The sequence below is a fragment of the Paenibacillus sp. RC73 genome, from assembly GCF_044908085.1.
Classification (GTDB): domain Bacteria; phylum Bacillota; class Bacilli; order Paenibacillales; family Paenibacillaceae; genus Paenibacillus; species Paenibacillus terrae_A.
On sequence record NZ_JBIYCV010000011.1, the window covers coordinates 119829 to 134738 of the forward strand.

Below are 14910 nucleotides of genomic sequence, written 5' to 3' on the forward strand. Positions count from 1 at the left end.
CTGTTGGGCGAGAAATTGCGGATCATGGTAGACATCCCTCCTTGTTCCATTTGTACACCTCTGTTATTAATGCTGTGAACGCGGGTCAAGCGCATCCTGGAGCCCGTCTCCGAGCGTGTTGAACGCCAGCATGGTGAGCGAGATCATCAGTCCGGGGAAGAACAGGCGCCACCATTGTCCGCTTAAAATGACCCCGAGTGAATCGTTAGCCATTGTCCCCCAACTGGCGGAAGGAGATTGAATCCCCAGACCGAGAAAGCTCAGGAACGATTCAGCAAAAATAGCCGAGGGGATGGTGAACGTCAGATTCACGATAATGATAGCCGCTGCATTCGGCAGCAAATGCCTGAAAATAATGCGCGAATGGGAGGTCCCCAGGCTGCGGGCGGCTAATACATATTCCTGCTGCTTGAGCTGTAAAATTTGCCCCCGAACGACACGAGCCATACCCACCCATCCAGTGATGGATAGGGCAATAATCATCGTGAGCAGTCCCGGTTTCATAATGACAAGCAACAAAATGATGACCAGCAAATAAGGAATGCTGTACAAAATCTCAATAATACGCATCAGGCTGCTGTCAATCCGGTCGCCCGTTTTGCCACGTCCCGCACAATATCCGGCTATACAGCCGACGAGAATGCCAAGCACCAAATCAATGGCGGCAGCGGCAAAGCCGATCATCAGCGAGATTCTCGCCCCGGCCCAGGTCCGTGCCCATACGTCTCTTCCCAGATCATCCGTACCAAACCAATGCTCTCCCGAAGGAGGAAGGTTCGTCTTTAATAGGGATTGGTCACTGGGTGCATAAGGAACCATGGAAGGCCCGGCAATTGCCAGCGCGATAATAATGATAAGTAAGGAAAGCCCCAGTAGAGAGAGCTTGTTGTTAAAAAGTCTGCGAAGCCGATCCCGCCATAGTGATTCTTTGGGTCTGGACAATATGGGGGCGGGTAGCTGGCTGCGGTCAACGGGACTGAACAGGCTGTCCCTTTCGACAGTGGGTGCTGCTTTCATGTTAATCTCCTTTGCTGACTAATTTGATTCGCGGATCGACAAGACGATAGGAAATATCAATTAAAAATAAGGTGACGACCAGAATGGCACTGTAAAAAATGGTTGTGCCCATAATGACCGGATAGTCCCGGTTAAATATACTGTCTACAAAGTATTTACCGATGCCGGGAATGGCGAATATTTTTTCCACAACAAAGGTACCTGTAATGACGGAAGCGAACAGGGGTCCGATGAAGGACAGCACGGGAATTAACGCGTTGCGTAATCCGTGACGGATGACTACGGCCCAAGAGGACAGCCCTTTCGCCTTGGCGGTGCGTATGTATTCCTGATGCATCACTTCAAGCATGCTTGTCCGCATGAAGCGGGCGATGACGGCGAGAGGTGAAACGGCCAGAGCCAGCGATGGAAGCACCGTGTGCTGCCAGGTTCCCCATGAGGCGACCGGGAGCAGATGCCATTTGACGGCGACATATTTGATTAAAAGCGGTGCCAAAATGAAGCTGGGCACGGAAATACCGACAATGGCAATAAACATCGAAATATAATCCAATGGTCGATTATGATGTAAAGCAGCCAGCGTTCCAAGCGCAATACCCGCAATAATCGCAACTACGATGGATTGAATGCCGAGCAATGCGGAAGGTGGGAAACCTCTGGCAATGAGCATGTTTACGTCCGTCGTTTTCGATTGAATAGATGGGCCCATATCCAGCACCAGCAAATTTTTCAGATACAACACATACTGTACGGCAAGCGGCTTGTCCAGATTGTATCTGGCACGCATGTTTTGCAGCACTGCTTCCGGAATCGTTTTAGAATCGTTCGAGAATGGGTCCCCCGGAATGATGTGCATGATGATAAACGTTAAAGTGACGATAATCCACAATGTAACGAGCATCGTAAAAAGACGTTTTAAAATGTACATGGGGCTTTATTTCTCCTGTCTATCAAGCTGATTTACATACTATTGCTGCTAAATTTATGAAATAAATAAAAGTATATAAGAATACTAGGAAATGATAAAACGGTTTTGGCAACGTGTCAAGGTAAGGTTTTACATTATAGAACATTGGTCAAATTTTCGTCACAGGTTTTCCATTTTTATAAGGCCAAGATTCCGCTCCTTCCTCTCGACGAGTATCCTGTGGTATGTTATGATGATACTCTGATAACGTGTTAACGAACTAAAGCGTTTGCCGCCTGTCCTTTGGATAGGGAGGTTACCATTGCTGGAGGGAATAAAATGAAAAAAACAGCCATGTTCACAATGATGATTGGATTGATTATGATCGTTTTGGCCGGATGTTCCGGTGGTAAGGATAACAGCAAGCTGATTATCGGAATTGATGATAAATTTGCACCGATGGGTTTTAGAGATGAAAATAACGAGCTAACCGGCTTTGATATTGATTATGCCAAAGCGGCTGCGGAGCAAATGGGCAAGCAAGTGGAATTCCAGCCCATTGACTGGTCTGCCAAAGAATCCGAGCTGAACAGCGGCCGTATTGATCTGATTTGGAATGGTTATACGATTACGGATGAGCGTAAGGAAAAGGTGCTGTTTACGAAGCCGTATCTGAAAAATAGTCAGGTGATCGCGCTCCCGGCCAAATCCAACCTCTCGAAGCTGGACGATCTGGCGGGCAAAAACGTAGGTCTTCAAACGTTGTCCTCGGCAGCCGATGCACTGGATGCGAACCCGATCAAGAGTAAGCTGAAACAGGTGTCTGAGTATCCCGATAATGTGCTTGCGTTGACCGATCTGAAAACCGGACGTCTGGATGCGGTTGTCATTGACGAAGTGGTAGCCAAATACTATATGTCCAAAGAGCCAGGAACGTATAAACTGCTTGGCGAATCGCTTGCCCCTGAGGAATACGGCATCGGCGTGAAAAAAGGAAACGACGAGTTGCTGACGCAGTTACAATCCGCTCTGGATGAGCTGCACAAGAACGGCAAAGCCGCTGAAATTTCGAAAAAGTGGTTTGGTGAAGATAAGGTACTGAATTAATACGTAGCGTATTGAACTAAGGGTTTAGGAGTCGAAGGTTATGAGTATGGATTATATTTTACGAATTATGAAGCCTATGCTCGAAGGGGCGCAGATGACCGTTATTTTATTTTTCATCACGCTCATCTTGTCCATTCCGCTGGGATTTATCGTTACGTTGCTGGCGAAAAGCCGGATTAAGCCGATTGCCTGGCTGATGCATACGTACATTTATGTCATACGGGGCACACCGCTTCTGCTGCAATTGCTGTTCTTCTGCTTTGGTCTGCCGATGCTGCCTGTGATCGGGGAGTATCTGGTGCTGGACCGGACAACGGCTGCGTTGCTGGCATTTGTGCTGAATTATGCGGCTTATTTTGCTGAAATTTTTAGAGGCGGGATGTTGTCGATTGATAAAGGGCAATTTGAAGCTTCACAAGTGCTGGGCCTGAGCAAGTCGCAGACGCTGATTAGAGTCATTGTGCCGCAAATGGTACGGATTGCTTTGCCTGCGGTCACGAATGAGGCCACAACACTGGTCAAAGATACGGCGTTGCTATATGCGGTAGCTGTACCGGAGCTGCTACATTTTGCGAATACGGCTGTGAACCGTGATTTTACGATTGTGCCTTATTTTGTAGCGGCTATGATCTATTTGTTGTTGGCTTTGGTGCTGACGCTATTCTTTAGAGCGCTGGAAAAACGTTTTAAATTCGAGTAAAAGGAATGTCGGGATATGAACACTAACGCAATAGAAGTAATCGATTTGAAAAAATCGTTCGGTAAGCTCGACGTTCTGAAAAGAGTGAGCTTTAACGTCAAGGCGGGTGAGGTCGTTGCGGTCATCGGTCCTTCTGGCTCGGGGAAAAGCACGATGCTTCGCAGTCTGGTTCATCTGGAGGATGTGACGGGCGGGACGATCCGCATTCATGATAAAGCTTTGGTGGAAAATGGTCAGTACGCCCCGGCAGGCGACATTAAAGGTATTACCACCGGGATGGGCATGGTGTTCCAGCATTTTAATCTGTTCCCTCACTTGACGGTGCAGGATAATCTGGAGCTGGCTCCAAAGCTGGTGAAAAAAACGAGCAAGGCCGAGCTGCGCCGCCAAAGCGTTGAACTGCTGGCTAAAGTCGGCTTGGCGGATAAAGCGGATGCGTATCCGTCCCGACTGTCGGGCGGACAGAAGCAGCGTGTGGCGATTGCCCGGGCAATGATGATGAATCCCGACATTTTGCTGTTCGACGAGCCGACCTCGGCCCTTGATCCCGAGCTGACGGGCGAGGTGCTGCGAGTTATCAAAAAGCTGGCTGAGGAACATATGACGATGGTCATCGTGACCCACGAAATGAACTTTGCGAGAGATGTGGCGGATCGTGTCATTTTTATGGATAATGGTGAAATTGCGGAATCCGGTACACCAGAGCAGATTTTTGGTAATCCGCAGCTAGAGCGGACGAAGGTGTTTTTGAATCGGGTGGGGGATTAAAAATATAGTTGTTCTCAGGAGAGGCGCTGCGCTGACCGACCACCTGTGCAGGCAACCTATTTTTAAGCAGGTGGTATAGGCACGTATCAGGTCGTTAAGTCGACCCCGCCATGGTCAAGGAACGACTGGCCCAATATCGAGCGGCAGAAGCGAAGTAAAGGGATTTGCATACAAAGCAAAGCACTTCAAGGCAAAAGATTACTTTTGCCGTTTGAAGTGCTTTTTTCTGAACTCATATACCGGGAGCAATTAGAAAACTGGATTTAATTATTTTGGTTTTTTACTCCCCACTCACATAACCCTTCCAAAGTAGGTAATAGTGTTTCCGCTTTATCTGTGAGACGGTACTCGACTTTAGGGGGAACTTGGGGATACTCTTTCCGATTCACCATACCATCCGCTTCCAATTCTTTAAGCTGTGAACTCAATGTTTTATAAGTAATAGCTCCTATCTGTCTTTTCAGATCATTAAAGCGAACCGGTTGGTTTTCTGCTAGGAGGTAAATAATAACCATCTTCCATTTCCCACCAATAACTGACAATGTATAACCAAAAGGGGTATCTTTAATATTTTTAACTTTACCTTTATATTCAGCCATACTCATATTTACACTATCCTTTCCGGTAGTATCTATCCAAATAGTGCGTACTACTTTTTTATTTGCGTTCATTTTATACTAACATTACTTTGAAATAAAGGAGAGAAAAAAATGACTAATGCCATAACCTACAATCACGGTGTTGCATGGGAAGAAGCTTTTGGCGTCACCCAAGGCTACAGCGTCAACGGCACCATCTACATTTCGGGACAATTTTCCCACGATATGCAGGGCGCGTTCGTTGGCGAGGGCGATATCAAGGCACAGACCCGGCAGACACTAGAGAATCTCGATCACGTGCTGGCGGGATTTGGTGTCACGAGATCGAACATCGCTGAGGTCGAGGTCTATCTGACAAACCCGCAAGAGCATTTCGAGCAGTGCGTCGTTCTGTTGAAGGAGTATGTGGGAGACCATCGACCAGCCGCCACCCTCATCGGTGTGTCGGGTTTGGCGTTCCCTCACCAACTGGTTGAAATCCGCGCCGTCGCACACACTGACTAATTCGGCCACCGCGGTCGGTGGGCTTCGAGAAGGCGCGACCGCTATTGGTTAGAAGCGGAAGGGTCGTCGGATACTGAAATCCAGCACCATACGCTGGTGCAAAACTGCACTGCTCGCGGGGGAGTTTTGCGCCAGAAAAACATTTGATTTAAAGAATCTGTCTGGAGAGATACCTATTTTAAATAAACTCATAAACAGAATTACAATGGAATAAAGATCGGCTTAATCACAAAAATACACTCACGCACTTTATGTTTGCGAGGGTGTATTTTTATGTGGCAGCAAGTGCAACTATTCTGTTATACGCTTCCTCGTTGTACGTTTTCCTCTTTATGTGTTTTTAATGAAACCATCCATTAAATGGTACGTTTATAACTGAGGACATTGTCAATCTTCATGGTTTATTACCATCAACAAATTACTTCTCCTCGCTAAATACTTCAATCATCGTTAAGGCTCCCGTTCGATACCCGTGGATGAATGCTGCTGCGGAGTGCAGGGAGGTTGACTCGTTTAATAAATCAAATATGACTTCCATTTGCTCAAAATCGACTTCTGATAATTTATTTTTCAGCATCTCCATATGTTCACTAATTTTTTGATTCACTTTTTGAGACTCAGGATTGGTAGACTTTATTTGTTCACTGGGATGCCAATTCCCATCTTAACTGTGTTGTGGTACTTACTGTCGACAGAATTTTGTTCTTTTTTTAATATGCCTTCGATCTCAAACCCCAGTTACCAATGGCAACTTCTTTAGTTTTACGATTAAATGAATATCTAAAAAATCCGACATAAAGATAGATTCGCATATTGCTCGAATTAATTAAAAGCAGCGAAGACCTTCTTCCAACGTTACGAAACCCGATTACCCTTCAACGGGTTCTGTAAAATTCAAAGAAAGCTAAACATAATAGAGTTAAAGCTTTAATTTGTTAGGTTTTTATGTAAGCGCTATCATTCTATAATTTACTCAGAAAGGAGGTAAAAGTAAAAAAACGGGATATGGCACGGATAAGTGATGTGTGCTGCAAAGAGAATCAACCAACAAGCAGGTGTATGGGACAAACACAAAAATTTTAGGAGGTAAAGTATGTTTAAGTTTAGTAAGAAAATGATGACAGTAGTTCTTGCAGCTTCCATGAGTTTTGGGTTATTTGCAACAACCTCAAGTGCAGCGACAGACTATTGGCAAAATTGGACCGATGGCGGCGGGACGGTCAATGCTGTTAATGGATCAGGCGGTAATTACAGCGTGACATGGCAAAATACCGGGAATTTTGTTGTCGGCAAAGGCTGGACTACCGGATCACCAAACAGGACGATTAACTACAATGCTGGCGTCTGGGCGCCGTCTGGCAATGGGTATTTGACTCTCTACGGGTGGACGAGAAACGCACTCATCGAATATTACGTCGTTGATAGCTGGGGGACTTATCGACCTACCGGAACGTATAAAGGTACGGTGACCAGTGATGGGGGCACATATGACATCTACACAACAATGCGATACAACGCACCTTCCATTGACGGCACACAAACGTTTGCTCAGTACTGGAGTGTTCGACAGTCGAAGAGAGCGACCGGGGGCAACTCCGCGATCACTTTCAGTAACCACGTGAACGCATGGGCGAGCAAAGGAATGAATCTGGGAAGTAGCTGGTCTTACCAGGTGTTGGCGACAGAGGGGTATCAGAGTAGCGGGAGCTCTAACGTAACGGTGTGGTAACCAATCAACTGCAAGCTGTTCAACGAACAGGCGCGGTTGGGACTGTCTCACGGGATAAGCGGGTTTTGAGAGCTGTCTGATAGATAGGGTTTAAATGAATCGATCATGGAGGACTCCCCGAGCCCTAAGCATTGTAGACAGGCCGATGGCCGTTCCCCTCCAGTCTATCCGTCAGTTCGGATGCGTTGTGGGCTGTTTTCCTGCCAGGCGAACGGCCTTCGACGCTGCTGGAGGCGAGTTGCAGGCCGTTATGGCCTATCATTTTTCCAATCAGCTTAAAGGAGATATATCAATGAGAAAGCTATTAATGTTCCTTTTAATAGCAACAATGGTTGTGATCAGCGCTTGTTCACCAGATAAGCCTGAAAAAAAGGATAACCTTGTGTACGTGGAAGGTGGGGCTTTTCAGAACAACAAGTCCAACCACTCTGGAAAAAACGTGACTCTATCGAACTTTTATATCGGTAAATACGAGGTAACTCAAAAAGAGTGGGTTGAAGTCATGGGAAGTAATCCCTCACAATTCATAGGCGACAAGATGCCAGTAGAAATGGTGAGTTGGTATGACGTTGTGGAGTACTGTAATCAAAGAAGTATACGAGAGGGTTTAAAACCGTATTACAACATAGACAAGGATAAAAAAGACCCGAATAATAAGAATGATAACGATAATATAAAATGGACAGTAACGATTAATGAGGGAGCTAACGGTTACCGATTGCCTACAGAAGTGGAGTGGGAATATGCTGCAGGCGGAGGTCAGGCGAGCAAGGGCTACACATACAGTGGAAGCAATAATGCCGACGAGGTCGCATGGTATTGGAAAAACGCCGGAGACAAATACTTATCTGGAGACTGGAACTGGCCTATCATAGAGAGCAACCATAATAAAACAAAATCGATCGGTACCCGGAAACCCAACGAGTTAGGAATTTACGATATGTCTGGCAACGTAAGGGAATGGTGCTGGGACTGGTACGGAGATTTGGATAGTCAAAGCGGTTCCTTCCGGGTAGTGAAGGGCGGCGGTTGGATTGGCAACGTCAGCAACAACGAGATATCCTTCCGAGGCAAGTTCGATGCGAATGGCTTTGGTCCCGATCAAGGGTTTCGTGTAGCTCGTAAAGAATAATTGGAACAAGTCACACCAAAATATTGTTAAACGAATTTAAAACAATAGCTTAATTAACATGAAGAGACGGCAATCGTTAAAGTGGCTGCCGTTTTCTCAACTAACGGGTAGTTTACCGTAATAACCCCCCCAGTAAAATTAGCTGACTCTGAGGGGCTCTTCATCTTTTTTCGATTGGTTATTTGAAGAAGCCTTTTTATTGAATGCCATTAACAAAATCAGTCCGATGATACATATTACACCAATCCATTGGAAAAATCCAAAAGGCTCTTTTAACCAAAATGCAGTTGTTAAAACAGCAGCTAGTGGTTCCAAACTACCTAGAAGGCTCGTTTCTTTTGGTGAAAGACTTTGTAAACTTTCTATATAGAACCAAAATGCTATCATTGTGCCGAATATGATAACGAATACTAAATATAAAGAGGTTTCTAGTGTCAAGTTTTTAAAGTCTATATGCCAAGGTGGATGGATAAAACTTAATCCGAAACCGCCGATGATCATAGCCCAACCAACAATGACGAGGGAATCGTATTGCTTCAAAAGAGGAATTGCGTACAAGGTATAAAAAGCCATCGCTATTCCCGATAAAAGCCCCCAAATTATTGCGATTTTCGGCACGGATAGTTGTGAAATGGAGCCGTTTGTTAATAAGAAAAAACAACCAGCTAAAGCAAGGATAATAGCTGACAAATCCTTTCGTGTTAAGACCATGTGTTTCCGCAGAATTAAATAGATGATAATCATTATGGGGGCTAAATACTGTAATAGCGTTGCAACAGCAGCATTTCCAGTTTTGATCGATGCCATATACGTATATTGAACCGAAAGCATACCGACCAAACCGAAGACAATGAGTTGAAAAGCTCTCCTTCTATTTTTCCATACACCCCATATTTGCGAATGGTCTTTTACAAAAAAATGAACGGTCAAAAGTAAAATACCAGCTATGAGCAAACGTGTTGTTACAAGCCAATTTATATCGATTGTGAATTGTTGAAAGAGTTTTTTTGAAACGGTGCCACTAATCCCCCAAAATATAGCTCCTGTTATAACAAGAAATAATCCTGTTCTTCTAGCTGAATTACCCATGAATATTTTCCACCTTGAAATATAATAATAGTGTTATGATAGGTGAAAAATCTTTTTAATTATACCTATATTTGCTGTTAAAATATAAATATATTGAGGTTGTGATGATTTGCAAATAAAAAATTTCATGATTGACCAAAACTTAAAAGAACTAACTGAGCATCGAACGGTCGTACTACCGATTGCGTGTTACGAAACAACGATTAACCAAAATATACATAAATATATACCACTTCATTGGCATGATGAAATTCAATTTGTTCTGATTGTAAAAGGGGAAGCAATTTTTCAAATAAATGAAGATAAACTAATAGTACGACAAGGTGATGGGATATTTATAAATAGTGGCTGCCTGCACATGGCGGAAGAAAAGAATGAATCGGGTTGCGTCTATATCTGTTTAAATGTTTCTCCTCATTTCGTTTTATCACAAGAGCTTTACACAACCTATGTAACCCCTTATATCCAAGCGACTAATTTACCTTATTTATACATAGACCCTAATGAGCCTTGGGGGAAAAACATTTTAGATGCCATTTTGAAAATTAATCAATGTATTCAACAAAAATCACCATACTTTGAAATCGATATCACCATGCATTTAACATTAATTTGGAAAAACTTAATCATTAATGGCTTTCAATTAGAATACGACCAGATGGAAATGGTAAAGAGTCATCGGATCAAGCAAATGTTGAATTGGATCTATTTACATTACGCTGAAAAAATCACATTAGATGATATTGCAAGAGCTGGTCAATTGAGCCGTTCTGAATGCTGCCGATATTTCAAACGAATTTTAAAGATAACCCCGTTAAATTATGTAATGGATTATCGCATTCAAAAAAGTTTAGTCTTACTACAACAATCAGAAACTAACGTTACAGAAGTTGCCTATAAGGTTGGATTTAACAGTACAAGCTATTTTATAGAAAGATTCAGAAAGGCGATAAATATGACACCATTAGCCTACAAAAAATTAAAAATGGATGATTGCTAATGTTGTCCCAAATTTTCATTGTCTACAAAATGGAGCTTGACCAATACAGAGCAATGTGGGGCTTCACTTGCAGAAGCAAGAGCGCCGTATGGTAGTAATAGAGCGGTCATTGCTGCCAAGATTGCGGTTTTAGTCATTATTTTGATTGGTTTCATAATTATTGAAATTCTCCTTTTTCAAAAAAATTTTAGGGTGGGTTATCGTTATGAGCAAATTTGAAATAAACCTAATTAAGTATTTGTCTTATGGATTTATGGTAGGCATATATTATTCCTTCATCAAAGGCCCAACACAGTCGTCTACAGTTAACGGTGTGACTAAATTCTTCACTTTGCCTGCGTCTGATTTTATTTTTAGTGCATTATCAACCTCATTTCTAGTAAGTCTTATTTTTGGGATATTGTATTTTTTAGTGCTTTTAGACAATAAAAGGAATAAATAGATTTCACCTTTATATTCCTTTATTGAAAATTTTTATTTTAGCTATAGTCGAAAACAAAAAGAACCATCGATGCCGGGAATTTCCGAAACACCGATGGTTCTCCCGACGTTCCGTATTTGGGTTTTAAACTTGAATTTACGGCGAATCAAATTTTTGAGGTTTTACGTGATTCTGAAATCCGAGTAGGAACTAAAGAAAATGCAAAGCGAGGTATGTTTGTTAGCCGGATGGAGCTGCCTTTGTTGGATTCGGTCATCAGGTTAGCTCGTTTGTTGGACAACCCGAAGGATATCCCAATACTTGCGCCGCTGTTTATTAAGGAAATTCTGTATAGGGTTATGCAAGGTCAGCATGGGGTTAGACTCGAACAAATTGCAATAGAGGGCAGCTCTGCCCATCAAATAAAAGACGTTATCGAACATATCACTAATAACTATGAAAAATCATTTCGGATTGAGGAGCTTGCGGAAAAAGTGAATATGAGTGTCTCGTCGCTACATAGGCACTTCAAAGAGATAACCGCTATGAGCCCTATTCAGTTCCAAAAAGAATTGAGGCTTCAGGAAGCCCGTCGCCTATTATTAATCGAATCAGCAGATGCCACTGATGTGGCATTTCGAGTAGGCTATGAAAGTCCTTCGCAATTCAGTCGTGAGTATTCCCGAATGTTTGGCTTTCCGCCTAGACAAGATATAAAGCGTCTAAAAGCATAAAAAGGTTCAAAATATAACGAAACCAGTTAAGGGAAGGGAAATACTTTTACGGAATGTAAGCAAAATTTAATTTAATTCGGGGTTCAACTAACGGGAAACGATAGTTGAATATAGAACAGGGAGCCCACCGCCGCGGAAAATGCTCCCTCTTTCATTGAAGTAACGGGCAGATTAGTGCAATATCCGTCAAATTAAATAGACAAAAAAATTGACTTCGAGTGTACTCGAAGCGGTAGACTATCTTCTAAGGTCATGCATGAACTTTTGACGCTGATTTGATATGTTCTGGTATATCGTATTTTTCTCCACATTCTGGGTTATTGTTAACTGGATTCCAGGTATCGTCCAATTGACCAGCCAAGACACTTTCGTAGTAAGCCTTCTTCTCTTTTATGTGCATTAATTGAAGGTTGTATTCATGAATCTTCGCTTCTAGTTCTTTTTCTTGTTTTACAACAAGCTCAGCCCTTTCAGGAATCGTCTCATCACCTTGCAAACACATAGCAATGTAATGTTTGACTTCTGAAATCGGCAATCCTGAAATACGAAAGCAATGCACCATTCGCAACCAATCCAGATCATGGTCAGAGAATAAGCGATTGTTTCTGCCGTCTCTCGAAACGAATGGTATTAATTGTTGGTCATCATAGTAACGAATCGTATGTTTTGTAAGGCCAGTTATTTCAGATACATCTTTTACCGTATATTTAGGTTCATGTAATGTCTGATTCAAAATTTTGTGCCTCCTTGCTATTGACTTCGAGTTGCTCGAATACTTTATGATGTCATTGTACCAATGTTGTGAGCGCTCATCAACTGGTAATCTCCTTTATCATTCCCCGACAAGGAATAGAGGATTGTTTGTTTGACTACTTTGGGAATGCGAATAAACGCTTTAACTTAAGACAACAATTACTACAGTTTATAAATGAATAATTAGAAAGAGGTTGGAAAATGAACACAAAATATAACAACTTGCTTGAATCCTTCTCATTCAAAAATGGAATAACCCTTAGAAATCGTGTCGTTATGTCACCTATGACCACTTGGTCCAGTAATGACGATTACACGATTTCAGATGAAGAAGTGAAATATTACAAAAAAAGAGTGAATGGCGTTGGTCTAGTTATAACAGGATGTACGCATGTACAACCAAACGGTATAGGTTTTACGAATGAATTCGCCGCTTATGACGATAAATTTATTCCAAGTTTACGGAAATTGGCGGATGGGGCGAAAAGCGGCGGAGCTCCTGCGGTACTTCAAATTTTTCACGCAGGCAACAAAGCACTGCCGGATCTTACGCCAAATGGAGATGTGGTTAGTTCCAGCGCTGTAGAGACGGAAGCAACTGAATTTGCTCCTTCCGTTTTGCCGAGAGAACTTTCGCACGCTGAAATATTGGAAGTGATTCATGCGTTTGGAGAAACAACAAGACGAGCCATTGAAGCAGGGTTTGATGGCGTTGGAATTCATGGTGCGCACGGATTTTTGCTTCAAAACTTTTTTTCTCCTTTCTTCAACAGACGTGAGGATCAATGGGGAGGATCACTTGAAAACCGCCTGCGTTTCCCACTGGAAGTAATTAGGGAAATGAAAAACGTCATTAAAAAACATGCTACAAAACCGTTTATTTTCGGCTACCGAATTTCTCCTGACGAACATCAAGAAGGCGGTCTAAGAATGAAGGATACCTATGTATTGATTGACCGACTGATTGAAGCTGGTGTTGATTATGTGCATGCTTCACTAGCTGATGCTCTTTCTTCAAAGCCAGTCGATAGCCAAGATGAAAAAACGTATCTTGAGTTGATCGTTGAACATGTAAATAGCCGGGTTCCCGTACTGGCTGCTGGTTCTATGGTAACCCCGGATAATGTTGCAACAGCATTAGATAAGGGTCTTACCCTAGCTGCGATTGGGCACGCCTTAATCATGAATCCAGACTGGGTAGAAAAGGTTCAAAATGGACAAGAGTCGGAAATCCAAACAGCGATAAAGGCTTCAAAAGTTAGTGAGCTTGAGCTTCCGGAAAAACTTTGGGGTGTCATCCAAGCTTCAGGTCCATGGTTTAATATCGAAGAATAACATTTTTAGCGTTATCACGTTTTCATTAAGAAAGGATGTCAATTATATGTCGAATATTGAAGGTAAGGTTGTAATTATTACAGGTGCCTCTAGTGGGATTGGAGAAGCTACTGCCAAAGAACTCGCATCCAAAGGTGCGAAATTGGTACTAGCCGCACGTCGTGAAGATCGTTTGAAAATTCTACAGAATGAGATTCAAAAAAATGGTGGAAAAGCGATCTATAAAGTTACAGATGTCGCTTCCCAAGAACATATGGAAGAGCTGGCTAAATATACGCTCCAAGAATTTGGGAAAATTGATGTGATGATCAACAATGCAGGAGTAATGCCCTTATCCGCAATCTCTGAGATCAAGATCAGTGAATGGGACAAAATGGTTGATGTTAACATCAAAGGTGTTCTTTATGGTATTGCTGCTGTTCTTCCGTCCATGAGAGAAAGAAAAGAAGGGCATATCATTAACGTTTCCTCCATAGCTGGTCATTTAGTATTCCCTGCTAGTTCAGTTTATAGTGGTACAAAGTTTGCTGTGCGTTCCATTACAGAAGGCCTTCGTAGAGAAGAGTGTATCAACAATATTCGAACGACTATTGTCTCGCCAGGATCGATTGATACAGAATTAACAGCAGCAATTTCAAACTCAGAGTTAAAAACTGCAATTAATGAGAATATGAAAATTGCTATCGAGCCTTCTAACATTGCTCGTGCCATAGCATTTGCAATTGAGCAGCCAGCCGATGTAGCAATTAATGAGATGATTATTCGTCCAACAATTCAAGAACTATAAAAATAGAAAAATCATGTGATGTGTTGATACTGCCCTAAAAAATAGATTTTGGGGCAGTATTTATATTTGTACGGTTTACATGCCTCTTGCTATTGCTATGGGATAGACATGATTTTGTTAGCCTTCGGAAATAGACATCATTACTGAGGGAAGAAACAGGGCTGGAACCCAAAACAAAAAAGTACACCAAATAAGCCTTCACCTTTTTCTAAAAACAAACTCATCTCCCATTCAACTCCCTCGAAATGATTCAGTTTCCTCACTCAGGCTCATGAATTCGCAGGATTTCACCCTTAATTAAGTGTGAGAGGAGAAGGTTCACAGAGGG

At 42.6% G+C, this 14910-nt stretch carries 16 protein-coding genes and 2 pseudogenes; 11 read left to right on the plus strand and 7 right to left on the minus strand.

What is annotated here, in order from left to right; translation table 11 throughout:
- Positions 1–66: 66 nt before the first annotated feature.
- On the minus strand, positions 67–1017 hold the full coding sequence (locus ABH897_RS22745) for an ABC transporter permease (RefSeq protein WP_283654785.1): 951 nt from the start codon (positions 1015–1017) through the stop codon (positions 67–69).
- A 1-nt stretch (position 1018) separates the two neighbouring features.
- Positions 1019–1945 carry an ABC transporter permease gene (locus ABH897_RS22750; RefSeq protein WP_044646710.1) on the minus strand — a complete coding sequence of 309 codons (927 nt, stop codon included), beginning with the start codon at positions 1943–1945 and terminating at the stop codon, positions 1019–1021.
- 318 nt (positions 1946–2263) lie between these two features.
- Here ABH897_RS22750 and ABH897_RS22755 point away from each other — a divergent pair, with 318 nt between their 5' ends.
- Genes ABH897_RS22755 through ABH897_RS22765 form a run of 3 tightly spaced genes read left to right on the plus strand, consistent with a single transcriptional unit; the run spans position 2264 to position 4499 of the window.
- Positions 2264–3031, plus strand: a complete 768-nt coding sequence (locus ABH897_RS22755; RefSeq protein ID WP_283654787.1) for an amino acid ABC transporter substrate-binding protein — start codon at positions 2264–2266, stop codon at positions 3029–3031.
- Between the two features lie 40 nt (positions 3032–3071).
- Positions 3072–3731, plus strand: a complete 660-nt coding sequence (locus ABH897_RS22760) for an amino acid ABC transporter permease (protein WP_283654788.1) — start codon at positions 3072–3074, stop codon at positions 3729–3731.
- Positions 3732–3746: 15 nt separating this feature from the next.
- Positions 3747–4499: an amino acid ABC transporter ATP-binding protein gene (locus ABH897_RS22765; protein WP_404521115.1), complete on the plus strand. Its 753-nt coding sequence runs from the start codon at positions 3747–3749 to the stop codon at positions 4497–4499.
- A 263-nt stretch (positions 4500–4762) separates the two neighbouring features.
- Here the strand turns inward: ABH897_RS22765 and ABH897_RS22770 are convergent, their stop codons facing one another.
- Positions 4763–5104 (minus strand): winged helix-turn-helix transcriptional regulator, encoded by a 342-nt coding sequence (locus ABH897_RS22770; RefSeq protein WP_283654789.1) that lies wholly within the window; start codon positions 5102–5104, stop codon positions 4763–4765.
- Positions 5105–5209: 105 nt separating this feature from the next.
- On the opposite strand from ABH897_RS22770, the gene ABH897_RS22775 reads away from it, so the two are divergent.
- A complete protein-coding gene (locus ABH897_RS22775; protein ID WP_283654790.1) occupies positions 5210–5602 on the plus strand; it encodes a RidA family protein in 393 nt (130 codons plus the stop codon).
- 418 nt (positions 5603–6020) lie between these two features.
- Here ABH897_RS22775 and ABH897_RS22780 read toward each other — a convergent pair.
- Positions 6021–6251 (minus strand): annotated as a pseudogene (locus ABH897_RS22780) (DUF6809 family protein); the annotation flags it as partial.
- Positions 6252–6695: 444 nt separating this feature from the next.
- Between ABH897_RS22780 and ABH897_RS22785 the strand changes: the two are divergent.
- A complete protein-coding gene (locus ABH897_RS22785) occupies positions 6696–7331 on the plus strand; it encodes a glycoside hydrolase family 11 protein (RefSeq protein ID WP_404580692.1) in 636 nt (211 codons plus the stop codon).
- A 124-nt stretch (positions 7332–7455) separates the two neighbouring features.
- Here the strand turns inward: ABH897_RS22785 and ABH897_RS22790 are convergent, their stop codons facing one another.
- Entirely contained in the window at positions 7456–7593 is a 138-nt protein-coding gene (locus tag ABH897_RS22790; protein ID WP_283657627.1) for a hypothetical protein, read from the minus strand.
- Between the two features lie 30 nt (positions 7594–7623).
- On the opposite strand from ABH897_RS22790, the gene ABH897_RS22795 reads away from it, so the two are divergent.
- Positions 7624–8463 carry a formylglycine-generating enzyme family protein gene (locus ABH897_RS22795; RefSeq protein WP_404521120.1) on the plus strand — a complete coding sequence of 280 codons (840 nt, stop codon included), beginning with the start codon at positions 7624–7626 and terminating at the stop codon, positions 8461–8463.
- Between the two features lie 138 nt (positions 8464–8601).
- Here ABH897_RS22795 and ABH897_RS22800 read toward each other — a convergent pair whose 3' ends face one another.
- Positions 8602–9552, minus strand: a complete 951-nt coding sequence (locus tag ABH897_RS22800) for a DMT family transporter (protein ID WP_404592738.1) — start codon at positions 9550–9552, stop codon at positions 8602–8604.
- A 109-nt stretch (positions 9553–9661) separates the two neighbouring features.
- Here ABH897_RS22800 and ABH897_RS22805 point away from each other — a divergent pair, with 109 nt between their 5' ends.
- From ABH897_RS22805 to ABH897_RS22815, 3 genes and pseudogenes are all read left to right on the plus strand, one after another.
- The gene (locus ABH897_RS22805) at positions 9662–10552 is read left to right on the plus strand and encodes an AraC family transcriptional regulator (RefSeq protein WP_404592739.1); all 891 of its coding nucleotides are present in this window, start codon (positions 9662–9664) and stop codon (positions 10550–10552) included.
- 18 nt (positions 10553–10570) lie between these two features.
- Positions 10571–10771, plus strand: coding sequence for a hypothetical protein (locus ABH897_RS22810; protein WP_404529702.1), 201 nt, complete (start codon positions 10571–10573; stop codon positions 10769–10771).
- A gap of 315 nt (positions 10772–11086) precedes the next feature.
- Positions 11087–11707, plus strand: a pseudogene (locus ABH897_RS22815) (AraC family transcriptional regulator); the annotation flags it as partial.
- Between the two features lie 250 nt (positions 11708–11957).
- Here the strand turns inward: ABH897_RS22815 and ABH897_RS22820 are convergent.
- Positions 11958–12440, minus strand: coding sequence for a MerR family transcriptional regulator (locus ABH897_RS22820; RefSeq protein WP_283654796.1), 483 nt, complete (start codon positions 12438–12440; stop codon positions 11958–11960).
- A gap of 221 nt (positions 12441–12661) precedes the next feature.
- Between ABH897_RS22820 and ABH897_RS22825 the strand changes: the two genes are divergently transcribed.
- On the plus strand, positions 12662–13795 hold the full coding sequence (locus tag ABH897_RS22825; protein ID WP_404592740.1) for an NADH-dependent flavin oxidoreductase: 1134 nt from the start codon (positions 12662–12664) through the stop codon (positions 13793–13795).
- 46 nt (positions 13796–13841) lie between these two features.
- The gene (locus ABH897_RS22830) at positions 13842–14582 is read left to right on the plus strand and encodes an SDR family oxidoreductase (protein ID WP_283654798.1); all 741 of its coding nucleotides are present in this window, start codon (positions 13842–13844) and stop codon (positions 14580–14582) included.
- The last annotated feature ends 328 nt before the right edge of the window (positions 14583–14910 follow it).